The organism is Nonomuraea sp. bgisy101, assembly GCF_057708945.1.
In genome coordinates, this window is record NZ_JBYITD010000046.1 from 1 (window position 1) to 24,270 (window position 24,270).

General features: G+C 70.6%; 25 protein-coding genes. 10 read left to right on the forward strand and 15 right to left on the reverse strand.

The window, feature by feature from the left end; translation table 11 throughout:
• Positions 1-44: 44 nt before the first annotated feature.
• Complete coding sequence (locus tag AC3EO4_RS48865) at positions 45-182, reverse strand: hypothetical protein (RefSeq protein ID WP_431902880.1); 138 nt, start codon at positions 180-182, stop codon at positions 45-47.
• A gap of 241 nt (positions 183-423) precedes the next feature.
• On the opposite strand from AC3EO4_RS48865, the gene AC3EO4_RS48870 reads away from it, so the two are divergent.
• Entirely contained in the window at positions 424-1,341 is a 918-nt protein-coding gene (locus tag AC3EO4_RS48870) for an ADP-ribosylglycohydrolase family protein (protein ID WP_431902882.1), read from the forward strand.
• Between the two features lie 8 nt (positions 1,342-1,349).
• On the opposite strand, the gene AC3EO4_RS48875 is transcribed toward AC3EO4_RS48870, so the two are convergent.
• The 6 genes from AC3EO4_RS48875 to AC3EO4_RS48900 all read right to left on the reverse strand — a co-directional run bounded on the left by AC3EO4_RS48875 (position 1,350) and on the right by AC3EO4_RS48900 (position 7,906).
• Positions 1,350-2,099, reverse strand: a complete 750-nt coding sequence (locus tag AC3EO4_RS48875) for a class F sortase (RefSeq protein ID WP_431902883.1) — start codon at positions 2,097-2,099, stop codon at positions 1,350-1,352.
• Between the two features lie 4 nt (positions 2,100-2,103).
• A complete protein-coding gene (locus tag AC3EO4_RS48880; RefSeq protein ID WP_431902885.1) occupies positions 2,104-3,465 on the reverse strand; it encodes a hypothetical protein in 1,362 nt (453 codons plus the stop codon).
• 144 nt (positions 3,466-3,609) lie between these two features.
• On the reverse strand, positions 3,610-4,380 hold the full coding sequence (locus AC3EO4_RS48885) for a class F sortase (protein ID WP_379573075.1): 771 nt from the start codon (positions 4,378-4,380) through the stop codon (positions 3,610-3,612).
• Between the two features lie 13 nt (positions 4,381-4,393).
• Positions 4,394-5,767, reverse strand: coding sequence for a hypothetical protein (locus tag AC3EO4_RS48890; protein WP_488186383.1), 1,374 nt, complete (start codon positions 5,765-5,767; stop codon positions 4,394-4,396).
• Between the two features lie 190 nt (positions 5,768-5,957).
• Complete coding sequence (locus tag AC3EO4_RS48895) at positions 5,958-6,641, reverse strand: response regulator (protein WP_379573077.1); 684 nt, start codon at positions 6,639-6,641, stop codon at positions 5,958-5,960.
• Positions 6,638-7,906: a sensor histidine kinase gene (locus AC3EO4_RS48900; RefSeq protein WP_379573078.1), complete on the reverse strand. Its 1,269-nt coding sequence runs from the start codon at positions 7,904-7,906 to the stop codon at positions 6,638-6,640. Before AC3EO4_RS48900 ends, AC3EO4_RS48895 begins: the two co-directional genes overlap by 4 nt.
• A gap of 126 nt (positions 7,907-8,032) precedes the next feature.
• Here AC3EO4_RS48900 and AC3EO4_RS48905 point away from each other — a divergent pair, with 126 nt between their 5' ends.
• The 5 genes from AC3EO4_RS48905 (at position 8,033) to AC3EO4_RS48925 (ending at position 12,779) form a co-directional block, all read left to right on the forward strand.
• Positions 8,033-8,965 carry an ATP-binding cassette domain-containing protein gene (locus AC3EO4_RS48905; RefSeq protein ID WP_379573079.1) on the forward strand — a complete coding sequence of 311 codons (933 nt, stop codon included), beginning with the start codon at positions 8,033-8,035 and terminating at the stop codon, positions 8,963-8,965.
• On the forward strand, positions 8,962-10,539 hold the full coding sequence (locus AC3EO4_RS48910; RefSeq protein WP_431902889.1) for an ABC transporter permease subunit: 1,578 nt from the start codon (positions 8,962-8,964) through the stop codon (positions 10,537-10,539). The genes AC3EO4_RS48905 and AC3EO4_RS48910 overlap by 4 nt, the downstream gene beginning before the upstream one ends.
• 44 nt (positions 10,540-10,583) lie before the next feature.
• A complete protein-coding gene (locus AC3EO4_RS48915; RefSeq protein ID WP_379573081.1) occupies positions 10,584-11,360 on the forward strand; it encodes an ABC transporter permease in 777 nt (258 codons plus the stop codon).
• Positions 11,361-11,453: 93 nt separating this feature from the next.
• Positions 11,454-12,599: an acyl-CoA dehydrogenase family protein gene (locus AC3EO4_RS48920; protein ID WP_431902891.1), complete on the forward strand. Its 1,146-nt coding sequence runs from the start codon at positions 11,454-11,456 to the stop codon at positions 12,597-12,599.
• Positions 12,600-12,614: 15 nt separating this feature from the next.
• Positions 12,615-12,779: a hypothetical protein gene (locus AC3EO4_RS48925; RefSeq protein ID WP_379573083.1), complete on the forward strand. Its 165-nt coding sequence runs from the start codon at positions 12,615-12,617 to the stop codon at positions 12,777-12,779.
• Here AC3EO4_RS48925 and AC3EO4_RS48930 read toward each other — a convergent pair.
• The 3 genes from AC3EO4_RS48930 to AC3EO4_RS48940 all read right to left on the reverse strand — a co-directional run bounded on the left by AC3EO4_RS48930 (position 12,742) and on the right by AC3EO4_RS48940 (position 16,604).
• Positions 12,742-13,533 (reverse strand): alpha/beta fold hydrolase, encoded by a 792-nt coding sequence (locus AC3EO4_RS48930; protein ID WP_379573084.1) that lies wholly within the window; start codon positions 13,531-13,533, stop codon positions 12,742-12,744. The two genes, AC3EO4_RS48925 and AC3EO4_RS48930, sit on opposite strands and share 38 nt — an antisense overlap.
• A gap of 17 nt (positions 13,534-13,550) precedes the next feature.
• A complete protein-coding gene (locus tag AC3EO4_RS48935; protein ID WP_379573085.1) occupies positions 13,551-15,779 on the reverse strand; it encodes an ATP-binding SpoIIE family protein phosphatase in 2,229 nt (742 codons plus the stop codon).
• A gap of 120 nt (positions 15,780-15,899) precedes the next feature.
• A complete protein-coding gene (locus AC3EO4_RS48940; protein WP_379573086.1) occupies positions 15,900-16,604 on the reverse strand; it encodes an iron-dependent transcriptional repressor DtxR in 705 nt (234 codons plus the stop codon).
• A gap of 77 nt (positions 16,605-16,681) precedes the next feature.
• On the opposite strand from AC3EO4_RS48940, the gene AC3EO4_RS48945 reads away from it, so the two are divergent.
• Complete coding sequence (locus AC3EO4_RS48945; RefSeq protein WP_431902893.1) at positions 16,682-17,305, forward strand: UdgX family uracil-DNA binding protein; 624 nt, start codon at positions 16,682-16,684, stop codon at positions 17,303-17,305.
• Here AC3EO4_RS48945 and AC3EO4_RS48950 read toward each other — a convergent pair.
• Together AC3EO4_RS48950 and pdxH are read right to left on the reverse strand one after the other, a co-directional pair.
• A complete protein-coding gene (locus AC3EO4_RS48950) occupies positions 17,274-18,506 on the reverse strand; it encodes an MFS transporter (RefSeq protein ID WP_431902894.1) in 1,233 nt (410 codons plus the stop codon). The two genes, AC3EO4_RS48945 and AC3EO4_RS48950, sit on opposite strands and share 32 nt — an antisense overlap.
• Positions 18,507-18,516: 10 nt before the next feature.
• Complete coding sequence (gene pdxH / locus AC3EO4_RS48955) at positions 18,517-19,158, reverse strand: pyridoxamine 5'-phosphate oxidase (protein ID WP_379573089.1); 642 nt, start codon at positions 19,156-19,158, stop codon at positions 18,517-18,519.
• 233 nt (positions 19,159-19,391) lie between these two features.
• Here pdxH and AC3EO4_RS48960 point away from each other — a divergent pair, with 233 nt between their 5' ends.
• Both AC3EO4_RS48960 and serC read left to right on the forward strand, forming a co-directional pair.
• Positions 19,392-20,498: a citrate synthase 2 gene (locus AC3EO4_RS48960; protein WP_379573090.1), complete on the forward strand. Its 1,107-nt coding sequence runs from the start codon at positions 19,392-19,394 to the stop codon at positions 20,496-20,498.
• A 137-nt stretch (positions 20,499-20,635) separates the two neighbouring features.
• Positions 20,636-21,745, forward strand: a complete 1,110-nt coding sequence (serC, locus tag AC3EO4_RS48965; RefSeq protein ID WP_379573091.1) for a phosphoserine transaminase — start codon at positions 20,636-20,638, stop codon at positions 21,743-21,745.
• Here serC and AC3EO4_RS48970 read toward each other — a convergent pair.
• The gene (locus AC3EO4_RS48970) at positions 21,742-21,867 is read right to left on the reverse strand and encodes a hypothetical protein (RefSeq protein ID WP_379573092.1); all 126 of its coding nucleotides are present in this window, start codon (positions 21,865-21,867) and stop codon (positions 21,742-21,744) included. The genes serC and AC3EO4_RS48970 overlap by 4 nt on opposite strands.
• A 107-nt stretch (positions 21,868-21,974) precedes the next feature.
• On the opposite strand from AC3EO4_RS48970, the gene AC3EO4_RS48975 reads away from it, so the two are divergent.
• A complete protein-coding gene (locus AC3EO4_RS48975) occupies positions 21,975-22,583 on the forward strand; it encodes a TIGR00645 family protein (RefSeq protein ID WP_379573093.1) in 609 nt (202 codons plus the stop codon).
• Between the two features lie 91 nt (positions 22,584-22,674).
• Here the strand turns inward: AC3EO4_RS48975 and AC3EO4_RS48980 are convergent, their stop codons facing one another.
• Together AC3EO4_RS48980 and AC3EO4_RS48985 are read right to left on the reverse strand one after the other, a co-directional pair.
• Complete coding sequence (locus AC3EO4_RS48980) at positions 22,675-23,298, reverse strand: rhomboid family intramembrane serine protease (RefSeq protein WP_431902897.1); 624 nt, start codon at positions 23,296-23,298, stop codon at positions 22,675-22,677.
• Between the two features lie 204 nt (positions 23,299-23,502).
• Positions 23,503-24,270: a crotonase/enoyl-CoA hydratase family protein gene (locus AC3EO4_RS48985; protein ID WP_431902899.1), complete on the reverse strand. Its 768-nt coding sequence runs from the start codon at positions 24,268-24,270 to the stop codon at positions 23,503-23,505.

Here is a 24,270-nt window from a genome sequence, read left to right on the forward strand (position 1 = left end):
CCCCCCCCCCCCCCCCCCCCCCCCCCCCCCCCCCCCACCGCCCACTACCGCCCCTTGGGCGGGATGCGGCGCGGCGGCGCGATGGGCCGCTGCGGCATCTTGGGCATCTGGCGGGGAACCTGCGGCATCTCCCTGCCTGGCAGGGCGGTGCCGTGATTCTTCTTGCCTGAACGAACTCGCATGAGAATGCTCCTTTACGCGACTTGCGACGCGGCCGCATCAGGGAGATGGCCGGTCTGGCAAGCTCAGCTGCCGCGTCTGAACGGACGAGGTCTGACTGCTGAGAGGCGGTCGGCTGATCAGGTCAGCCCCGCGCATTACTGGTAAAGGCGCATGTCGACGACATTAGGTGCTCTCTCGTACCCCCCGCAACCTATTTATCGTCGGGTAGAAAGGATCAGGGTCTCGAGAGGGAGGACGAGCATGGATCGGGTACGGCGGGCCGTGGGCGCGGTGGTCGGATCGGCTGTCGGCGACGCGCTGGGGGCACCGTACGAGTTCGGACCCGCGGGCGCGTTCTCCTCCGCGTTCCCCGGCGCAGGGGAGATGCGTCCCGGCGGCGGCTGGGAGGCGGGCGAGGCGACCGATGACACGCAGATGGCCGTCCACGTCGCCGAGTCGCTGCTCGAACGCGGGAAGCTCGACCTCGCCGACGTCTTCGACCGGTTCCTGCGCTGGGCGGCGGCCGAGCCGAAGGACATCGGGCTCCAGACCGAGGCCGTGCTGACCAGCGGCCTGCCATGGGACCAGGCCGCGGCCGCTCACTTCCGCTCGACCGGACGGGCAGCGGGCAACGGCTCGCTGATGCGGGCCACCCCGCCGGCCGTCCACTTCGCGAGTGCGGGCCGCGCCGCCACCATGGACGCCGCCAGGCGCATCGCCGCCCTCACCCACGGCGACCCCGCGGCGTGGGAGGGGACCGCGATCTTCCACGACCTGGTGCGGATCGCGCTGGACGGCGACGACCCCCTCGCCGCGGTGCCCGACATCCTCGCCCACGTGGACCCCGGCGAGCGGGAGCGCTACGCGGTCGTCCTCGCCCCCGGATGGCGTCCCGACCAGGCCACCGAACTCAACGGCGCCGTCTGGCCGTGCCTCGGCTCGGCGGTGTGGGCGGTGCGCACCACCTCGTCGTACGAGGAGGCCCTGCGCGCGGCCGTCGACGTCGGCGGAGACACCGACACCGTCGCCGCGGTCACCGGCGGGCTCGCGGGCGCCGTCCACGGGATCGACGCGATCCCCGGCCGCTGGCTCGAACCGCTGCACGTCCCGCTGCCCGGCGCCACACCCGCCCGCGTGCTCCGCGCCGACGACCTGCGCGACCTCGCCGAACGCCTCTGACCGCCCGCCTAGGAGCGGTGCGAGCTCGTCATCGTCGCGTAGACGATGATGTTGTCGGTGTAGTGACCCGTGGAGCGGTTATAGATCCCGCCGCACGTGATCAGGTGCAGCTGGGCGTTGGCCTGGTCACCGTACACACGCTGCGTGGGGAAGGTCGCCTTCCCCGCCTGCTCGACCCCGCCCACGGTGAACACGGCCGTCGTGCCGTCGCGCCGCTTCACCTCGATGACGTCGCCGTTGCGGATCTCACCGAGCCTGCTGAACACCGCGCTCCTGGTGCGCGTGTCCTTGTGCCCCAGCATGACCGCGGGGCCCGCCTCGCCCGCCGTGGACCCGTGCCGGTACCAGCCGACCAGGTTCGGGTTGTCGATCGGCGGCGTCTGGATCGCGCCCTTCCTGTCCACGCCCACCGACGTGACGGGCGCGTTGATGCCGAGCCGCTTGATGACCACCCTGATCGGGTTCGACGGCTGCATCGGCGGCGCGGGAACCACCTGAGGCAGCGGCGGCGGCGCCGTCGGCGGCGCCTCGAACAGCACCTGCTTCGGCTCACCCCCCGGAGCGATCGCGTCCGGCTGGCTCGACAGCGACAGCGACTGCCGTCCCTCCGCCAGGCCGTACTCCTCGGGGCTCATCAGCATGAACACCAGCCCGACGACCACGGTCAGCACCCCCGCCACCGCCGCGAAGATCAGCGTCGACCTGAGGATCTGGCTGCCGCGATCGTCGTAGTGCGGCTCGGGGTACTGCCCGCTCACCGGGTCAGCCCCGAGACGTGGTACGGCGGCGCAGCACCAGCCCGCCCACGGCGGCGGCCAGCACGATCAGCGAACCGGTGACCACGAACATCCGCCCGTCAGGACCCAGCTCGCCACCACCACCGGTCTCGGCGGCGCCCTTCGGCGTCTTGGTCACCTTGCCGTTGCCCGCCCCGACGGGCGTCTGGGTGACGGTCGCGGTGACGGTACGGGTCGGCTTCGGCGTCGCCGACGGCGTGGGCGTCGGGGTCGGCGACGGCGTCGTACCCGTCCCCGTGCCAACGGTGAGGGTGTAGGTCTTGAGGTTGGCCGCGTTCTGGACTTCGCAACGGATCGCGGGGTCGGTCCCGCTAGCCGCGTTGGATCCGAAGTTGACGTTTCCCGGCTTCACCGTCGCCGTGCCCGCATTCGCGGATGTGGTCTTCATGTTGAAGGCGCTGGTGGGCAGCGGAATGATCTGGCCGGCCGTGACGGTTCCCGTGACACCCTCGCCCGTGGCCGAGGTCAGGTTCGTGATACCGGTGAGCGTGGCGTAGGGGAAGATCTTCGCGCTCAGGGTGCCGGTGGTCGGCGCCTTGAGCTCCTTGCCGGTGACGTAGGTGCCCTTCCACCCGATGAAGAACTGCTCGTTCGTCTTGGCGGTGGTAGGCATGGTCAGTTCGACCTTGATCTGGACATCCTGTGTGTCCGTGGTGCCCGGCCCCGTGCACCTGTAGGTGACGATGTCCTGCGTGCCGGTGCCGCCGCCGGTCCCGCCGACCGTGGTCGTCAAGCTCGCCGGGGTCGAAGTCTGCGCGGTGCAGGCGCTCGTCAGGGCCGCTGTCCCAGTGCTCGGTGTGACGACCAGGTCGAGGCTGGGCGACGTCCCTGGCGTGAGGGGCTTGGCGACGACGGACGTGGCACCCGCGGTGAGCGTCCCGTTCGCCGTCTTCGCGGGGATCGGGACGGAGGCTCCGGCGTTCACCCCGCTGGTCAACGTGTACTCCTGGTCCCACACGAGGTCGGAGCCCGAGGTGCTCACTCCGGTGACGTCGAGATCGGCCTCCACCTCGACCTTCGCCTGAGCCGTGAGGTTGTCCTTCACCTTCGCGGTGACGAACTCCCACTTGATGGGCACGGTCGTCGTGCCGGTCGCCACACTGTCCGGCATTGTGATCTTGACTTGAACCGTGCCGGGGCCCTCGAACGCACCGCCCGTGCAGTTGAAGGGGATGGTCATCGTCTGGTCCGCGGCACGAGCGGCCGTGGAGGCTTCGGCTGGGGTTGCCAGGCCGGCGATCGATCCGACGAAGAGAGCCAGCGTTCCCGCGAGGCCCAGGGCGGAGGTCTTCAGGGCGAGGCGGCGCCGCGCCACGGACTTCAGCACTGTCTCTCTCCGTTTCAACAGCAGGTGACCACTTCAACTGGCGTAACAGGATTCCAGTCCATGGTCACGGTTCGGTAGAGATCCTACGAACTGTCCCTGTGAATCGTCTTGAAACTCCAAAATTCAGCACAAATTTCCCTGCCGTCACCCCTTCTTCTTCGACAGGGTGGCGTAGACGACGACGTTGTCCTCGTAGTGGCCGTTGCCGCCGACCATTCCGCCGCACGTGATCAGCCGCAGCTGGGAGTTGTCCGTGTTCCCGTACACCCGCTTGGTCGGGAACGCCGACTTCTTCACCTGCTCGATCCCGCTGACCGTGAAGCGGGTGACCTTGCCGTCGGTCCGGTACACGTAGATCTGGTCGCCCTTGGCCAGTTCCTTCAGCCGCCTGAACACCGCCGCGCCGCTCTTCGTCGTCACGTGCCCGTTGATGATCGCCGGGCCCTTCGCGCCTGGCACGGGGCTGAAGCGGTACCAACCGGTGAGGTTCGGCTTGCTCAGCGGCGGCGCCTGCAGTTCGCCCTTGGCGTCGACGGTCACGCTCCCGATGGGCGCGTTGACCTTGATCTTGGGGATCTTGATGCGCAGCGGCTTGGCCTTGGCGTTCGGCTTGATGGGCGCGACGACGGCACCCGCGGGCGCGGGCGGCGGCGCGGTCAGCACGGCGGGCGCCAGCGGCGAGTTCGGCCCGCCCGGCCCCACCGACGGCAGGACGAACGAGTTGGCCACGTTGTACATGGCGACGGTCTCGGGGTCCTGTCCCGCCTGCGCCAGAGGCGCGGCGCCGTCGGATCCGTCGTCGACCGGCGTGATGAACGACAGCAGCCCCGCCATGATGGCCGCCACGCCACCTAGCGACCCAGCGATCAGGAGCCCGGGAAGGGCCTTGTTCAGCAGCGACTTCTGCTCGGTCATGATTCGCCCTCCCTCAGCGCAGGTTCCCGGCGTGCGCGGCCCGCCGCCGTCTCATGGCCAGTCCGCCCGCCGCGCTGCCGAGCAGCAGCACGCCGCCGCCGGCCATCAGCGCGTACGGCTGCCGTGAAGGCTCGGGCGCCTGTCCGGACGGCACGCCGCCGGACGGCGTCTTCTTCACCTGAGCGGCGATATAGGTGGTCGCCGTGGGCCCCGTCGACGTCTTGGCCGTCGGCGTGGCGGTGACCGTCGTGTTGCCGTGCACCGACACCAGCCGGTCGGCCGTGGTCTGGTTCCCGTTGTTGTTGTGGTTGCCGTTGTTGTTGCCCGGAGTGGTCGTCGTCCCTGTGGGCGTCTGCGTGGGGGTGGCGGACGGCGAAGCCGAAGGCGACCCGCTCGGCGACTGCGTCGGCGAGGTGCCGGGCTTGTCCCTGACCGTCACCTCGACCGCCACCGGCGCGCTCACCAGCTTGCACGAGGCCCGGTGGAAGTCCGTGGGCACCTTGGAGGTGTTGGTCGTCACCCGGAACGCGTCGAGCCACGCCTTGCTGGTGCTGCCGTTCTCGATCTTGATCGTGTGCTCGCCGTACGCGAGGTCCTGCGGCGACTCCCACAGCGTGAAGCCGCCGTTGCGCACCTCGTTCACCGGGTCGTCGTTGGCGTCCCTCGACGGGTCGACCTCGGCCCGCTGCGCGCCGTCCAGGTACACCTTGACGGGGCCGCCCTCGCGGTCGTGCGGGCCGATGTACTGCACGCCCGTGCCGATGAACTTCAGCTCCGCCGAAGCCCCCTGCTGCGCGGTCTCGTGGTAGTCGTTGTGGACGTGGTGCTCGGAGGAGAGCCGGTCGTTGAACTCGGTCCACGCGCCGTTGTAGGTGATCGTGTGGTTGCGCGGGTTGTCGTCGTCGTTGCCGTTGTTGACGGTCGCCTCGCCGTCCGGCGGAGCGAAGTCGACGACGATGTCCTTGGGCTCGATCTTGATCACGCCGGCCCTGGTGATCTGCCCGGGGTCGGCGATGCCCGCCGGCAGCGCGAGCGGGTCGTCCATGCGCAGGCCGTTGGCGATCGTCGTGGCACCCGTGGGCTGGAGCACACCCTGCCAGGCGCCGGTGATCTGGGCGTTGCCCAGGACGTTCATCTGCGCGCCCTTGGCGTAGTAGCCGGGCGAGGAGAAGCGGCTGCCGTCCTTGTAGGCGATCGACCACTTCAGGTCGAGCGCCCCGCCGACGACGAGGTCCGTCGCGAAGGTCAGCCGGGTCCGCAGCCTGACCGGCGCGTATTTGGCGATGGAGTAGGCGTTGCCGACGTCGTAGCAGTCGTAGTCGATGACCAGGTCAGCCGGCGCGGCCGACGCGGGTGTTGACGGCAGGACCACGCATACGCCGGCCACGAGCCCCACCGATCCGGCTGCTAAAGCGCTCCGCCATCGAGCCACCGCACACTCCGATCTCACAGAAAGCCAAGAGGAGATCTTAAGGTTTCAAGCACCTGGGACACAGGCGAAACGGGCGGCGAATGACACTTGTGATGAAGCCGTGTCCGACCGTGTCAATCACGGTCATCGGGTGATCATGTTCGCTTCAGAAAGGCCGGGACCGCGGGACGACCAGCCCGCTTTCGTAGGCGGCCACGACCGCCTGTGTCCTGTCCCGCAGCCCGAGCTTGTTCAGCACGCGGCTCACGTGCGTCTTGACGGTCTCCTCGGTGACGGTCAAGCGGCCCGCTATCTCCGGGTTCGACAGCCCTTCGGCGACCAGGCGCAGGACCTGCGTCTCGCGAGGGGTGAGCGTGGTGAGCGCGGCCGAGGCCGCGGGCTTGGGGCCCAGCTGGGCGAACTCGCTGATGAGGCGGCGGGTGACGGCCGGGGCCAGGAGCGCTTCGCCGGCGGCGATGACGCGTACCGCGTCGAAGAGCCGCTCGGCCGTGACGTCCTTGAGCAGGAAGCCGCTCGCTCCGGCGCGCAGCGCGTCGTAGACGTACTCGTCCAGGTCGAACGTCGTCAGGATGAGCACGCGGGGACCCGCGGCGGCGGAGCCGGCGAGCTGCCTGGTGGCCTCGATGCCGTCGGTGCCCGGCATCCGGATGTCCATGAGGACGACGTCGGGCGACAGCTCGCGGCAGAACCGTACGGCCTCGGCCCCGTCGGAGGCTGTGCCGACGACGTCGAAGTCGGGCTGGGTGTTGAGCAGTTCGGCGAATCCGGTGCGGACGACCAGGTGGTCGTCGGCGACGACGATGCGCACGGCCGGCGGTGTGGCGGTCATCCGGCCGCCCCTGGCAGGCGTGCCTCGACGAGGAAGCCGCCGCCCGTGGCCGGACCCGTGCGCAGCTCGCCGCCGACGGCCGCGGCGCGTTCGCGCATGCCGGACAGCCCGTGCCCACCTCCAGGTACGGCGTCGCGGGGGCCAGGCCCGTTGTCGCGGACGCGCAGGCTCAGCGCCTCGCCGGTGTAGCGCAGCTCGACGTCGACGGCCGCTCCTGGCGCGTGCCGCCTGGCGTTGGTGAGCGCCTCCTGCACGATGCGGTAGGCCGCGAGCTCGACGCCGGGATCGAGCGTGACCTGCGTGCCGTACAGGATGAGGCGGACGCCGGTGCCCGACGCGTCGCGGGACTCGTCCAGCAGCCCCATCAGCTCCGGCAGGCGCAGGCCAGGCTGGGGCCTGCGCTCCCCCGCCTCCGCTCCTGCGTCCTCGCGCAGCACCCCGAGCAGCCGCCGCATCTCGGTCAGCGCCGCCCTGGCGGTGTCGCCGATGGCCGACAGCCGCTGCGCGCCCGCGTCCGGCATCCCGGGGGTGGTCAGCCTTGCCGTCTCCGCCTGCACCGCGACCATGGAGATGTGGTGGGCGACGACGTCGTGCAGCTCACGGGCGATGCGCGCGCGTTCGCCGCGCGCGGTGTGCTCCAGCAGGCTGTCGGCGACCACCTGCCGGGCGGCGCTGTTCCCTTCGGCCTCGTGCTGCGCCCGCCTGGCGATCCCCGCCAGTGCCGCCGCAGGGGCCAGGCAGGCGAGCAGCAGGGTGTGGACCCGTGCCGCGCCGACTGCCGTGTCGGCCAGCGCCAGCACCGCGTACGGCGCCGCGAGAAGGACAGCGGGCCACCGCGAGCCGGTACGGCCCAGCCGGTACCCGGCGACCAACTGCGCGACCACGCCCGCCACCGTCAGCGTCTGGAAGGCCACGAGCGACAGCACGACCGACGCGGAGACGACCACGGCGGCCACCGCCTGCTGTCCCCGCAGCGCGATCGGCAGCGTGGTGGCGAGGCCGAGCAGCCCGAACACCACGAAGTACAGCCCGGTGGGCGCGTTCTCCACCAGGGGCGCGCCACCCGTGTGGGCGAGCGTCTCGCCCACCGGCCTGGCCACTGTGTACCCGAAGGAGGACACCAGCCGGGCGCCGCGGGCGTGCACCATCGACTCGGCCAGCGCGAGCACCGCCAGCAGAACGCTCGCCACGACGGGCGCGTGGGGAAGCGCCCACCTGGCGGCCCGTCCGCCTCGCCGCATGTCCGCCACCTCCACGAACGTCATTCTGTCGGCCTCCCCGCGTTCTGGCATCCCTCGTGGGAGGGACACCGCGTCCCTGGCGCCAGTGACGGCGAAGATGGCTCGGCGGCGGGACGACCGCGCCCCTCGCCGCTGCCTAACCTTCCTGGCATGGAAGCAACCATCGAGGTCACCGGGCTGCGCAAGCGGTACGGCCAGACCATGGCCCTGGACGGGATGTCCTTCGTCGTGGCCCCCGGGCAGGTGACCGGCTTCGTCGGCCCCAACGGCGCGGGCAAGTCCACCACGATGCGGGTGATCCTCGGCCTGGACGCGGCCGACGAGGGCAGCGCGCTGGTCGGCGGGCGGCCGTACGCGAGCCTGCGCGATCCCCTGCACCACGTCGGGGCGCTGCTGGACGCCGCCGCACTGCAGCCGAGCCGTACGGCACGCAACCATCTGCTGTGGCTGGCCCACTCACAGGGGCTGGGCGCCCGGCGGGTCGACGAGGTGATCGAGCAGGTCGGGCTGCGGTCCGCGGCCCGCAGGAAGGCGGGCGGCTACTCCCTGGGTATGCGGCAGCGGCTCGGGATCGCCGCGGCGCTGCTCGGCGACCCGCCGGTGCTCATGCTCGACGAGCCGTCCAACGGCCTGGATCCCGAGGGCATCGTGTGGATGCGCGGCTTCCTGCGGTCGCTGGCCGCCGAGGGCCGCGCCGTGCTGGTGTCCAGCCACCTGATGAGCGAGTTGCAGGACACGGCCGACCATCTCGTCGTGGTCGGCCGGGGCAGGGTCGTCGCCGACACCAGCGTCGCCGAGCTGATCGCGGCCGCCTCCGACGGCAGGGTCACGCTGCGCACCTCGGCGCGCCCCGAGGCGGTGACGGCGCTGACGCACGCCGGCGCCGCCGTGGCCGTCACGGACCGCGACACGATCATCGTCTCGGGGCTGACCGCCGAGCGGGTCGTGGCGGTCCTCAGCGCGCACGCGGTGCCGTTCTCGGAGGTGGCGGCCCACCGCGCGACGCTCGAAGAGGCCTACATGGACCTCACGAGGGACGCGGTCGAGTTCCGCGCGGCGACGGGGCGGGAGGCGGCACGATGACCACCGTCACCCCTTACCGGTCGGGCCTGCGGGCGGGGCGCGACGGCTTCGGGCGCCTGCTGCTGGCGGAGTGGACCAAGTTCAGGACGGTCCGCGGCTGGGTGATCGGCATGACGCTCTCCGCGCTGGTCGTCCTGGGGCTCGGGCTGCTGTCCGCGGCGGGCAGCCACATGTCGTGCAGCAAGGGTCCCGTCGAGGTGCCCTGTCCCGCCCTGCCGACGGGGCCGGGCGGCGAGGCGGTGAACGACCGGCTCTACCTCGTGCACCAGTCGCTGACCGGAGACGGCGGCATCACCGCCCGTCTGACCTCCCTGACCGGCCAGATCCGCCTGCCCGACGCCAACCCGGGGGTCCGTCGGGTCGTCGCGGGTCTCGTGCCGTGGGCGAAGGCCGGACTCATGGTCAAGGAGAGCACCGCGCAGGGATCGCCCTACGCGGCGGTGATGCTCACCGGCGCGCACGGGGTGCGGATGCAGCACGACTTCACCGAGGACGTCGCGGGCCGTCCAGGCGGCGTCTCCGCCACCGCCCCCCGCTGGCTGCGGCTGACCCGCTCCGGCGACACGCTCACCGGCTACGAGTCCCCGGACGGCAGGCGGTGGACCGAGGTCGGGTCCGCCCGCCTGCCGGGGCTGCCCGCCACGGTCAGGATCGGGCTGTTCGCCACCTCCCCCGGCGACCTGCGCGTCACCCAGGACGTTCTCGGCGGGGCCATCGCGGCGTCCCGCTTCACCGAGGCCACCGGCGTCTTCGACCAGGTCAGCCTGCGGGGCGGCGGCGCTCGTGGCGCCTGGAGCAGGGACGACATCGGCGTCACGACGGAGCTCGACGGGACGCCACACCATCCGGGCAGGCTCGTCGAGTCGGGAGGCAGGTTCGCCGTGACAGGGGTCGGCGACGTCGGACCGGCGGGGGCCGAGTACGCCCAGCCCGTCGAACGCACCCTCTCAGGGGCGTTGACCGGCCTCATCGTCGTGATCGTCGTCGCGGTCGGGTTCGTCGCCGCCGAGTACCGGCGCGGCCTGATCCACACGACCCTGCTGGCCAGCCCGCGCCGAGGCCGGGTGCTGGTCGCGAAGGCCCTCGTGATCGGCACGGTCACCTTCGCCACCGGCCTGGCCGCCGTCGCCGTCACGGTCCCCGTCTGCCTTTCGATCCTGCGCGCCAACGGCAACCAGATCCTCCCTGTGTCCTGGTTCACCGAACTGCGTGTCATCGTCGGCACCGCGGCTCTGCTGGCCGCCACCGCCGTCCTCGCCCTCGCGCTCGGCGCCCTGTTCCGGCGCGGCGCCGTGGCGGTCATCACCGCCATCGCGGTGATCGTCCTGCCCTACATCCTCGCCACCACCTCCGTCCTGCCGTTGGGCGTGGCGCAGTGGCTGCTGCGGGTCACTCCCGCCGCCGGCTTCGCGATCCAGCAGAGCGTCCCCGAGTACCCGCAGGTGCTCAGCCACTACGCGCCGCAGATGGGCTACTTCCCGCTGCCGCCGTGGGCGGGGCTCGCCGTCCTCTGCGCCTACGCCGCGCTCGCCCTCGGCCTGGCGGTCGTCCGGCTGCGAAGGAGGGACGCGTGAGGCGCGCACAACCCGACCGCCGCCGGGCCGCAAGGGAGACGGGCATGAGACGCGCGCTGCACGCGGAGTGGACGAAGGCGCGCACCGTCGCGGGCACCGGCTGGCTGCTGCTGGCGATCGTCGCGCTGACCGTGACCGTGAGCGCCGTGTCGAGCGCGGCCGTGACCTGCCCCGCCGAAGGGTGTGCCTACGACGTGCCCAAGCTGAGCCTCATCGGGGTCCAGCTGGGCCAGGCGCTCGTCGCCATGCTGGCCGTGCTGTCGATCAGCGGCGAGTACGGCACCGGCATGGTCCGCACGACCTTCACGGCAATCCCGCGCCGGGCCACCGTCCTGGCCGCCAAGGCGACCGTCCTCACCGGCCTGACGCTCGCCGCAGGGACCGTCGCCGTCCTCGCCTCCGTGCTGGCCGGACGGCTCATCCTGCCCCTGGGCGGCTTCACCCCCGCCCACGGCCACGAGCTGCTGTCCCTGGCGGACGGGCCGACGCTGCGCGCGGCGGCCGGGTCGGTCCTGTATCTGGCGCTGGTCGGGCTGCTCGGTCTCGGCGTCGCCACCGCCGTCCGCGACTCCGCGATGGCCATCGGCGCCGTGCTCGGCCTGCTGTACATCCCCACGGTCGTGATGCACCTGATCTCCGACCCGGACGGGCAGCGGCTCCTGTACAGCATCTCGCCGATGAACGCGGGGCTCACCATCCAGGCCACCACGCAGTTGTCCGCCCTTCCCCTCGGCCCGTGGGCGGGCCTCTCGGTCCTGGCCGGCTGGGCGCTCGCGGCCCTTCTCGGCGCCGGCCTGCTGCTACGGCTCCGCGACGCCTGACCGGTGCTCCACCGGACGGCATGGCGGCGGGATCTCGCCGTACCAGCGAACAGAATCGTATTCTGTTGCCGTACCCCACCATGGAGGCAACACATGCAGCGAGACCTCTTCGAGGAGGAGCACCTGCTCTTCCAGGAGACCGTGCGCGAGTTCATGGCCCGCGAGGTCCTCCCCCACCACGCCCGGTGGGAGAAGGAGGGAATCGTCCCGAGAGAGGTGTGGAAGAAGGCCGGCGAGATCGGCATGTTCGGCTTCTCCGTCCCCGAGGAGTACGGCGGCGCGGGCGTCACCGACTTCAGGTACAACACGGTGATCGTCGAGGAGATCATCCGCGCCGGGGCGTCAGGACTCGGGTTCTCGCTGCACAACGACGTGATGGCCCCCTACATGGTCGACCTCACCGACGACGAGCAGAAGCAGCGCTGGCTGCCCGGCTTCGTGACGGGCGAGCTGATCACCGCGATCGCGATGACCGAGCCGGGCGCCGGCAGCGACCTGCAGGGGATCAGGACGACCGCCGTCCGCGAGGGCGACCACTACGTCATCAACGGGCAGAAGACGTTCATCACCAACGGCATCAACGCCGACCTCGTCGTCGTGGTCGCCAAGACAGATCCGGAGCAGGGCGCGAGGGGGACGACGCTGTTCGTCGTCGAGCGGGGCATGGAGGGCTTCACCCGCGGCAGGAACCTCGACAAGATCGGCATGAAGGCGCAGGACACGGCCGAGCTGTTCTTCGAGAACGTGCGGGTGCCCGTGACCAACAGGCTGGGCGCCGATGACGGCCAGGGCTTCTTCCAGCTCATGAACAACCTGCCGCAGGAGCGGCTGTCCATCGCGGTCGGCGCGGTCGCCGCGGCCGAGGCGGTGCTGGAGCAGACGATCGAGTACTGCAAGACGCGCCAGGCCTTCGGCCGCTCCATCGGCGGCTTCCAGAACACCCGGTTCGTGCTCGCCGAGCTGGCCACCGAGACGGAGATCGCCCGCCACTACGTGGACAAGTGCATCACCGCGCTCAACGCCCGGCGGCTGTCGGTGGTCGACGCGGCGAAGGCGAAGTGGTGGACGACGGAGCTGCAGAACAAGGTGATCGACCGCTGCCTGCAGCTGCACGGCGGCTACGGCTACATGATGGAGTACCCGGTCGCGAAGGCGTGGGTGGACAGCAGGGTGCAGACCATCTACGGCGGCACCACCGAGATCATGAAGGAGATTATCGGCCGCTCCTTCGACTTCTAGCCCATACTGGTCCATATGGACGGCGGCCTGATCCTCCTGGTCTTCCTGGCGTTGCTGTTCGCCTGGGCCCTCAATCGCGTACGGCGAGCGCTGCGACTGAGCCCCGTCGGCTACGTCGGCGTGGTCGTCGTGTTCGTGATCGTCATGCTGGCCATCTGGGGGCAGACCCTTCGAGGATGACCCTGGCGACCAGCTCGGGGTCATCGCTCATCGGCACGTGCCCGCAGCCGTGCAGCAGCTTCACCCGCTGTCCCGACCACTTGGCCGCCCTGACGGCCTGCCGCCGGAGCAGCAGCCGGTCGCGCGCGCCCCACGCGATCGTGATCGGCGCCTTCGGCGGCGCGGGCGGCATCACGCAGGAGAACGACTCCAGCGTCGGGTGGAAGCCGGGCGCCGAGGCGAGCGCCTGGGTGGCGGCGGCGAGGGCGACGGGGTCGAGCCGTGACGGGTGGGCGACCAGGAGCGCTGCGCCGGCGAGGCCGAAGGCCTCGGAGGACATCAGGCGGCCGAGCCTGTGGGAGCTGGAGGCGGACTCCGCCGAGGCGCGCATCGAGCGCAGCACGTTCTGGCACCACAACAGCTCACTGCGCGACCAGAACCCCGCGGGAGAGAGCGCGGTGGCCGTACGGACCACCCCTCTGGAAGCCAGCTCCAACGCGAGGTAGCCGCCGAGGGAGTTGCCCGCCACGTGCGGTTCCCGCACGTCCAGCAGCGCGCAGAACGACTCCACCGCGTCCGCCAGCGACTCCGCCGTGTACGGCGTGCCGGCCGGCAGCTCCGGCGAGTTCCCGAACCCCGGCAGGTCGATGGCGATCACGTCACGGGAGGCGGCGAGCCGGTCCATGACGGGCAACCACGCCTGCCAGTGGTGGCCGATGCCGTGGACGAGGATCAGCGGCGGGCCGCTGCCGCGCCGCTCGAAGGCCAGCTCCATGCCATCGAGTGAACCACTCACCTGCTGCGCATGGGAATCTCGAACCAGACGGCTTTGCCTTCCTTGGTGGGTCGCGACCCCCACCGCTTGGCGAGCTGGTCGACCAGGTAGAGGCCGCGGCCGCCCTCGTCGTTCTCGCCGGCGCTGCGGATGCGCGGCAGGCGCAGGTCCTGGTCGAACACCTCGACCCACACCGACTCCTCGCCCCTGCGCAGCCTGAGCGTGAACGTCTTGTCGCCGACCAGTTCCTCCTCGAAGCCGGGCACGTCCCACGACTCCTCGAACGGCAGCGGCGGCCCCTCGACGACCAGTTCCCTGCGCGGGATGCTCGCGGTGGCGGCGTGCAGCACGACGTTGGTGACGACCTCGGAGACCAGCAGGCAGGCCAGCTCGGCGCGCTCCTCGGGGACGTTCCAGCCGGCGAAGGCCTCGGCGGCCATCCTGCGGGCCTCGCCCACCATGATCGGCTGGGCGGGGAAGTCGCGCTCCTCGACGTCGAGGTCGACGGGGCTGGCGCGCAGGACCAGGATCGCCATGTCGTCGTCGATCTCGCCGGGCACCGCGCGGGTCGCGGTGTCGGCGATGCGCTCGACGTTCTCCTTCGTGCAGGCGGCCAGCTTCTCCTGGAGGATGGCCAGCGTCTCCTCGTCGGAGGGCATCCGGCCGCCGAAGTCGCGTCCCGGCCGCCGGTCGACGAGGCCGTCGGTGTAGAGGACGAGGGCCGCGCCGGGCGGCAGCGTGCGGGACTCCTCCTTGTAGACCAGGTCGGCGTGCATGCCCTTGGCGCGGACGCCGAGCGGCTGGCCGACCTCCTCGATGTTCATCTCCAGGCACTGGCCGTCGTGCAGCAGCAGCGGGGGCGCGTGGCCGGCGTTGGCGAAGGACAGCTGCCGCGACCACGCGTCGTAGACGAGGTACTGGCAGGTGACGATCGGCGGCACGCTGATGTCGGCGCCCGACTCGTCCTGCTCGGGAGTGGCGATGATGCGGGTCCACTCGTCGAGCCTGGCCAGGATCTCGGCGGGCGGCTTGTCGTCCTGGGCGAAGGCGCGCAGCGCGGCCCGCAGCTGGCCCATGATGGCCGCGGCCTTGGCGCCGCGTCCCTCGACGTCGCCGATCACGATGCCGACCCGTCCGGCCGACAGCGGGATCACGTCGTACCAGTCGCCGCCGACCTGGGTCTGGATGCCCTGGCCGTGCGAGGCGAGGGGGGCGGCGGGGTAGTAGCGGACGGCGATGTCGAGCCCGTCGAGGGTGGGCAGAGCCCTGGGCAGCAGGTGCTTCTGGAAGGACTCGGCGGTGTGCCGCTCCTCCTCGAACAGCAGCGCGTTGTCGACGGCGAGGGCGACCCTGGTGGCGATGGCGCCGACGAAGTCACGGTCGAAGGCGTCGTAGTGGGGGCTGCGCCGGTCGGTGAGGTTGGACAGGCCGAGGTACATCAGCCCGAGCGTCTCGCCGCGCACGCACAGCGGAGCGACCACGGCGGAGGTCATCCCGATCTCACCGCACAGCCGCGCGCTGCCCTCGTGCGGGCTGGGGAAGCTGCTGGAGGCGAAGTCCTCGACCAGGATCGTCTCCTGGCGGCGCATCGCGGTGTCGGCGTAGTGGCCCGCCGGGTAGCGGATCTCCGAGCCGACCGGCTTCCACGTGTCGGGCGGCGGGGTCCATCCCTGCACGTGCTGGGATACCCTGCGCACCAGCCGCTCGCCCTCCATCAGCTCGATGAAGCAGTGGTCGGCGAACTGGGGCACGAGCATCTCGGCGACCCGCTTGAGCGTCTCCTCGACGTACAGGGAGCCTGCCAGCCGCTCGCCGATGCGCTCGAGCAGGCCGAAGCGGTCCTTCTCCCGCTCGTTGCTGCGCATGGCCTCGCGGGCGGTGATGACGATGCCCGTCACCGAGCCGGAGTCGTGCCTGAGCGGTACGGCCTGGGCCCGCACGTAGATCATCGTGCCGTCGCCGCGCTTGACGTCGAAGGTGCCCTCCCACACGCCGCCCTTGAGCACGTGCTTGGCCAGCTCGACGGCGAGCGGGTGGTCCTTCTCCATGATCCCGAGCGAGAGGACGGAGCCCTCTCGCACCGACCCCTTGCCCTGACGGCCGAACAGCTTCTCCGCGAACGGGTTCCAGTAGAGCAGGTTGCTGAAGCGATCCGTGACCACGACCGCCATCTCTGCGTGGTCGAGGACCGACGACGCCGACAAGAAGTCGGCCGCTTCCTGGGACAGATCCCCCCAGCGTTTCATCCGGCGACCACTCCTCGGGGAGGCATGTGCGCAAAGCGAACCACGGGCGCTCCTGCAACAGTCGTGTCCGGGGAGTGGAGGGACTCCCATGTGGGATTCAACCAAGCAGCAGCGCCGCCGTCAGCGCTTGGAGACGAATACGTGCGCGGCAACCTCACGCGGAAGCTCCGCGGGAGTGTTCGTCGCGTCGTTATCACCTGTCACCCGCACACCGTCGTCGCTCGCCGCGAGCGTCACCTCGCGTCCGGGTTGTATCCCAACTTGCTTGAGTTTAAGCATCACAGCGGGATCGCTTTGCACTTGTTCGCTAATTCGACGCACGACTACGGGTACATCCCTGGGTCCCGCCACATCGGCCATGCTGGGGAAGGCGGACCACGCCTCGGCCTCAGGGCCCGCGGCGCCCAGCTCCTCCAGCCCGGGGATCGGGTTGCCATGGGGGTCGAAGGTGGGGTTGTCCAGCAGCTTCACCAGCCGCTCCTCCACCGATTCGGACATCACGTGCTCCCAGCGGCACGCCTCGATGTGCACCTCTTCCCATGGCAGCCCGATGACCTGGGTCAGCAGGCATTCGGCCAGGCGATGTTTGCGCATGACGCGGGTGGCGAGGGTGCGGCCGAGGTCGGTCATCGCGAGGTGGCGATCGCCTTCGACACGGACCAGCCCGTCGCGCTCCATGCGGGCCACGGTCTGGCTCACGGTGGGGCCGCTCTGCTGGAGCCGCTCGGCGATGCGCGCACGAAGGGGAACGATCCCCTCTTCCTCGAGTTCGTAGATCGTGCGGAGGTACATCTCCGTCGTATCGATCAAGCCGTGTGCGGTCAAGGCTCCTCCCGTCCTGAATGCTACGTCGGTCATGGGGCACAGAAGCCGTAGAAACCCTAGTGGGAGAACGACCGACGATGGCAAAGGACGGAAACACCGGGGCGGCCCCGTTCCTTCCCGAGCGGCTCACCCTGACCGAGCTGCGGAGTGCGGCGGCCGGTTGCCGGGGCTGCGAGCTCTATCGGAACGCCACCCAGACGGTGTTCGGCGAAGGGCCCGAGGGGGCGCGTTTCCTGATCGTGGGCGAGCAGCCGGGCGACCAGGAGGACCGCAAGGGAGCCCCCTTCGTGGGCCCCGCGGGCCGGATCCTGGACAGGGGTCTGGAGGAGGCGGGCATCGCCAGGGACGAGGTGTACCTGACCAACGCCGTGAAGCACTTCTCCTTCACGCTCAAGGGCAAGAGGAGGATCCACCAGAAGCCGACGGCCGCCGAGATCGAGGCCTGCACGCCGTGGCTGACCGCCGAGTTCGCGCTGGTGAAGCCGAAGATGGTCGTGGTGCTCGGCGCGACGGCCGCCCGCGCCCTGCTGGGCCCGGCGTTCAGAGTGACCCAGCGGCGCGGCGAGGTGCTGGAACTCGACGAGGCGCTGGCGGTGGCGACGATCCATCCCTCCGCCGTCCTGCGCGCGCCCGACCGCGAGGAGGCCTACAAGGGTTTCCTGTCCGACCTCATTCTCGCCCGCCGCTCCTGTAGTTCCTGAAGGCCGGTACGGCCAGCCCCACCAGCAGGACGGCCAGCGCGCACGCCAGGCCCCCGCCCACCCACGAGCCCGTCAGGCCGAAGGCCGTGGCGGTGGCGCCCGCGCGCAGGTCGCCCAGCCGCGGCCCGCCCGCCACGACCACCATGAACACGCCCTGCATCCGCCCGCGCATCTCGTCGGGCGCGTGGAGCTGCAGGATCGACTGCCGCCACACCGAGGACACCACGTCGGCCATGCCGCCGACGGCCATGAACGTCACGACCAGCCACAGTTCGTGCGCCATCCCCGCCGCGGCCACCGCCAGCCCCCACACCGCGATGACGACGACGAGCGCCACTCCCTGCCGCCTGATCGTGCCGACCCAGCCGGAGAACACCGCGCCCACCACCGAGCCGAGCGCCATGGCCGAGGTCAGCCAGCCCAGGGCGATCATCGAGCCGCCGAAGCGCTCGGCGACCAGTTCGGGGAACAGCGCCCTCGGCAGCGCGAAGACCATGGCGATGATGTCCACGACGAAGGACATCAGCAGGACGGGACTGCCCGTGATGAAGCGCAGCCCCTCCCACACGGCCCTGGCTCCCGGCCGTACCACCGAGCCGAGCGGTTCGAGTGTCGGCAGCCGGAGCGCCGCGTAGAGGCTGGCGCTGAACAGCACGGCGTCGATGGCGTACGCGGAGGCGAACCCGCCCGTGGCGAGCACGACACCGCCGATCATCGGGCCGAAGACCGCGCCGATGCTGAAGACGAGCGAGTTGAGCGCGTTGGCGGCCGGCACGTACTCGGGGACGAGCAGCCTGGGGATGATCGCGCCCCTGGTGGAGGAGCTGATCGCGAACCCGGCCGCGCCCAGCGCGACGGCGACGAGGAGCACGTAGACGTTGCCGAGCCCGAGCAGCGCCTGGGCGACGAGGAGCAGCGTGCTCGCCCACGCGACCACGCAGCCGACGATCAGCAGCTTGCGCCGGTCCATGGCGTCGGCGACCGCGCCGCCCCAGAGGCCGAAGACGACCAGGGGGATCAGGTTGGCCAGGCCCAGCATCCCCACCCAGAAGGACGACCTCGTGAGGTCCCACACCTGCTGGCTGACCGCGACCACGGTGACCGCCACCCCGATGTGGGAGACGGCCTGTCCCCACCAGAGCCGCCGGTAGGCGGCGACCCGAAGAGGGCGCGTGTCGACAACAAAATCCCCGAAAGCCACTCACGGCACATTAGGGGGCGAGTCGCTCCAATACCCAACCAGGGTGAACCCGCCGGTAGCGCAGCCTGTCGTGCATGCGGTCGAGCTGGCCCTGCCAGAACTCCACCTCGGTCGGCACCACCCTGAAGCCGCCCCAGAAGTCGGGGACGGGCGGATTCTCGGGCCAGCGGGCGGCGAGTTCGGCGTAGCGGGCGTCGAGTTCCTCGCGCGAGCGCACGACGGCCGACTGGCGCGAGGCCCACGCGCCGACGCGGGAGCCGTACGGCCTGGAGTTGAAGTAGGCGGCGGAGTCCTCGTGCGGCAGGCGGATCACGCTGCCCTCGACGCGGACCTGACGCCGGATCGGATGCCAGGGGAACAGCAGCGAGGCGCGGGGGTTCTCGGCCAGGTCACGACCCTTGCGCGACTCGTAGTTGGTGAAGAAGACGAACCCGCGTTCGTCGTAGCCCTTGAGCAGCACGGTACGGGCGCTCGGCCGCCCCCCGGCCGAGGCCGTGGCGACCACCATCGCGTTGGGCTCGGGCAGCCCCGCGTCGAGCGCCTCGTCGAACCACTGGGTGAATTGCGCGATCGGGTCGGCCGCGACGTCTGATTCGAGCAACGGCTGTCCCTCATAGGTACGGCGGAGCCCCGCCAGCGATGGTGCGTCCACGAGAAGGTATTCTTGCGCGCTTGGTGGCGATCCCACACACAACCCCCTACCAGCGCCTATGGCGTTTCGGCGTGCCCGAAGACGAAGCACGTCCGGTTAGGGGGTTAAATTGACCCGCCGGTATCTCGACATCAACAGAAGCGGACGAGCTCCGGGGATGCGAACACGCTCCGAGGCGGCCGCGACCATGAGAACAGGATTGCCCACACGGCAAGAAAGGGAGGCGGCCGAGAATGTCCGACTTCAAACCCGGCCTCGAAGGCGTCGTAGCTTTCGAGACCGAGATCGCGGAACCGGACAAAGAGGGGGGCGCCCTTCGTTATCGGGGCGTCGACATCGAAGATCTGGTCGGCCGTGTCCCGTTCGGGCACGTCTGGGGTCTGCTCGTCGACAACAAGTTCCAGCCGGGCCTACCCCCTGCGGAGCCGTACCCCATCCCTGTCCACTCCGGTGACATCCGCGTCGACGTGCAGAGCGCGCTGGCCATGCTGGCTCCCGCCTACGGCTTCAAGCCTCTGCTCGACATCGACGACGCGCAGGCCCGCGACGACCTCGCGCGCGCGTCGGTGATGGCCCTGTCGTTCGTGGCGCAGTCGGCGCGTGGCCTCGGCCTGCCGATGGTGCCGCAGAGCAGGGTCGACGAGGCCAAGACCATCACCGAGAGGTTCATGGTCCGCTGGCGGGGCGAGCCCGACCCCAAGCATGTCAAGGCGATCGACGCCTACTGGACCTCCGCCGCCGAACACGGCATGAACGCCTCCACGTTCACCGCCCGCGTCATCGCCTCCACGGGTGCCGACGTGGCCGCCGCGCTCTCCGGCGCGGTCGGCGCGATGTCCGGTCCGCTGCACGGTGGCGCCCCCGCCCGCGTGCTGCACATGATCGAGGGCGTCGAGCAGCTCGGCGACGCCAAGAAGTACGTCCAGAGCGAGCTGGACAAGGGCAACCGCCTGATGGGCTTCGGTCACCGCGTCTACCGCGCCGAGGACCCGCGCGCCCGCGTGCTGCGCCGTACCGCGAAGGAGCTCGACGCTCCTCGCTACGAGGTCGCCGCCGCACTGGAGACGGCGGCTCTGGAGGAGCTGCACGCGCGCAAGCCCGACCGGGTGCTCGCCACCAACGTGGAGTACTGGGCCGCCGTGGTCCTCGACTTCGCCGAGGTTCCCTCGCACATGTTCACCTCGATGTTCACCTGCGCGCGCACGGCCGGCTGGGCCGCGCACATCCTGGAGCAGAAGCGCACGGGCAGGCTGGTCCGCCCCAGCGCGAACTACGTCGGCCCCGCCACGCGTCCGCTGAGCGACGTCCCTGGCGCCGGCGAGGTCGTCGGCACCATCTGACGCCTTCTTCCTCGGTAACGGCCCGCTGGTCATCAGCGGGCCGTTTCTCGTTTCCACCCGCAGGCCGCAGGTCGGCACGCATCTCATATCCCGGACCCAGGACAAGCCACGCGGGACGGCTCAGTAGGCTTGGGCAGGTGGCTGACATCGTGATTCCCGCTGACATCAAGCCCGCCGACGGCCGCTTCGGCTGCGGGCCCTCGAAGGTCCGACCCGAGCAGCTGTCCGCGCTCGCCGCCTCCGGCGCCGGCGTGATGGGCACCTCCCATCGGCAGAAGCCGGTCAAGAACCTGGTCGGCAGGGTCCGTGCCGGGCTCGCCGATTTGTTCTCCCTGCCCGAGGGCTACCAGGTCGTGCTGGGCAACGGCGGCACCACCGCGTTCTGGGACATCGCCGCCTTCGGGCTGGTGCGCGAGAAGTCCCAGCACCTGTCCTTCGGCGAGTTCTCCTCGAAGTTCGGCGCGGTCGTCAGCAAGGCGCCGTGGCTGGCCGACCCGACCATCATCAAGTCGGAGGTCGGCACCCACCCGGCCGCCGTCGCCGAGGACGGCGTCGACGTCTACGCCCTCACCCACAACGAGACCTCCACCGGCGTCGCGATGCCGATCAAGCGGGTCGGCGGCGACGAGGCCCTCGTCCTGGTCGACGCCACCTCGGGCGCGGGCGGCCTGCCCGTCGACATCGCCGAGACCGACGTCTACTACTTCGCCCCGCAGAAGAGCTTCGCCTCCGACGGCGGCCTGTGGATCGCGATCATGTCGCCGCGGGCGCTGGCCCGGGTCGAGGAGATCGCCGCGAGCGGCCGCTACGTGCCCGAGTTCTTCAGCCTGCCGGTCGCGATCGACAACTCCGGCAAGGACCAGACCTACAACACGCCGTCGGTGGCCACGCTGTTCCTGCTCGCCGACCAGATCGACTGGATGAACGGCAACGGCGGCCTCGCGTGGACCACCTCGCGTACCGCCGACTCCGCCCAGCGCCTCTACACGTGGGCGGAGAAGTCGTCGTTCGCCACGCCGTTCGCCGCTCCCGAGTTCCGCTCGCAGGTGGTCGGCACGATCGACTTCACCGACGCCGTCGACGCCGCCGCGGTGGCCAAGGTGCTGCGCGCCAACGGCATCGTCGACACCGAGCCGTACCGCAAGCTCGGCCGCAACCAGCTGCGGATCGCGATGTTCCCGGCGATCGAGCCGTCCGACGTCGAGGCGCTGACCACCTGCGTCGACTACGTGGTCGAGCGCCTCTAGCCTTCCTCCGCCCGGCGAGTCGGCTCGTCGGGCAACGCGAGCGCGTCCTCCATCTCGACGCTCTGCGCGAACCTCGCCGGCACCGGCAGCCTGTCGGTGCCGGCGGCCGGCGCCTCGAGCATCAGCTGGGTGACGTGCTCGTCGCGTGTGTGGGCCGCGGACCAATCGTTACCTATCTCGCTCGAGCCTGCCAGAGCGCGGCGCGAGCACTGCGACAGGAGTGACAGGAGTGACGTCCACCTCGGAGGCGCGCGCCGTGAGGATGCGGGGTCTCGGCTACGTGATGTTCGCCAGCCGGTGGCTGCAGGCGCCGCTCTACCTCGGCCTGATCGCGGCGCAGGCCCTCTACGTGTGGCAGTTCATGGTCGAGCTGTGGCATCTGGGCGACACGATCGTCACAGGCCACGTGAGCGCGGCGACGATCAAGGCCTTCGGCGGCGCCGAGTCCCTTCCCGGTCCCGAGGTCATCGTCATGCTGGCCGTCCTCGGGCTCATCGACGTCGTGATGATCTCCAACCTGCTCATCATGGTGATCGTGGGCGGGTACGAGACGTTCGTCTCGCGCATCGACCTCAAGGACCACCCCGACGAGCCCGAATGGCTCTCCCACGTCAACGCCAACGTGCTCAAGGTGAAGCTGGGCACCGCCATCGTCGGCATCTCGTCGGTGCACCTGCTCCAGACGTTCATCAGGGCCAAGGACACGCCCACGCAGACCATGATGTGGCAGACGTTCATGCACCTGGCCTTCGTGGCCTCGGCCATCGGGCTGGCCTACATCGACCGGCTGCTGTCCGCCTCCCCTGCCGAGCGCACCCACGCGCCCGCGGTCCACTGACGCTGCGCGCCGCCCAGAGGCCCGCTGAGGGCTTCGGGGCGGCGGCCGGGACTCCCACCCTGCGCCGGAGGAAGATCGGCTGTCCAGGGCGTCAGAAGGACGGCGACGCCGAGCTGATCGCCCGCTTGCGCCGCAGCACCCACGCGGCCACCACACCGCCGACGAGCCCGAACAGATGGCCCTGCCAGGAGATGTTCTGGTCGTTGGGCAGCAGGCCCCACACCAGCGAGTAGTACGCCACGGCCACGCCGAGACCCACCGCGATGTCGAGCAGGCGCCGGTCGAACAGGCCGCGGGCCACCACAAGGCCGAAGTAACCGAAGATGAGCCCGCTCGCGCCCACGGTGGGCACGCCGGGCGTGGTGGTGACCCAGGTGCCGACGCCGCCGATCACCATGATGATCAGCGTCGCCCACAGGAACTTCCCGAGGCCGCGGAAGGCGGCGAGGAAGCCCAGGACGAGCAGCGGCAGCGAGTTGGCCATCAGGTGCCCGAACCCGTCGTGCAGGAAGGGCGCGAACAGGATCCCGACCAGGCCGTCGGGCGACCAGGCGATGATGCCGAGCTCGTAGTCGAGGCTGCCCGGGGTGACGTAGTCGAAGATCTCGACGGCCCACATCACGACGAGCATGCCACCGACCAGCAGGAGGGCACCGAGCGCGCCCTGCAGGAGGCCGCTCGCGCCGCGCTTGGCCGACTCGTAAGGGGAACTCATGGGCTCTCCTGCCGCCGGGGGTTGAAAACGTCTCCCTTCACGGTAATGCGGGACGTCCCCTGCGCGCGGCGTCCATTTCGGCGGCGAGCCTCTCGCGACGGCCTGCCGTACCGCGGCGTCCGGCCGACCGGGCGCCGTGAGAAGGCGGACCGCGGCCGGCCGCGAGGACGGCTCCTCCCGCCACGGGGGAGGAGCCGGGAGAACCTACTCGCCCCTCCACTCGGGAGCGCGCTTCTCGGCGAAGGCGGCCGCGCCCTCCATCGCGTCCTTCGACCCGAACACCGGGTTGATGATCGGCCCCTGCTTCGTGAACATCTCCTCCAACGGCCAGTCCACCGACTCGATGATGACCTTCTTGGTCGCCGCCAGCGCCAGTGGCGCGTTGGCCGCGATCTTCCTGGCCAGTTCCAGCGCGCCCGCCAGCGCCTCGCCAGGGGAGGTGATCCTGTTGACCAGCCCGAGTTCGTACAGCCGGGAGGCCGGGTAGTGGTCGCCGGTCAGGGCGATCTCCATGGCCACGTGGTAGGGGATCCTGCGCGGCAGCCGCATGATGCCGCCCGCCCCCGCCACGAGCCCGCGCTTGGGCTCGGGCAGGCCGAACTTCGACTCGGACGAGGCCACGATCAGGTCGCACGACAGCGCGAGCTCGAAGCCGCCCGCGAGCGCGTACCCCTCGACGGCCGCGATCAGGGGCTTCTTGGGCGGCGACTCGGCGATGCCGCCGAAGCCTCTGCCCTCGATGACGGGGAAGTCGCCGGCGAGGAAGGCCTTGAGGTCCATGCCCGCGCAGAACGTGCCTCCCGCCCCCGTGAGGACGTAGGCGGAGATGTCCGAGCGGGTGTCGAGCGCGTCGAGCGCGGCCGCGAGGCCACGCGCGACGGCTCCGTTGACGGCGTTGCGGGCCGACGGGCGGTTGATGGTGATCACCGCGACGCCGTCGGACTCCTCGATCAGAACTTCGTCGGAGGACAC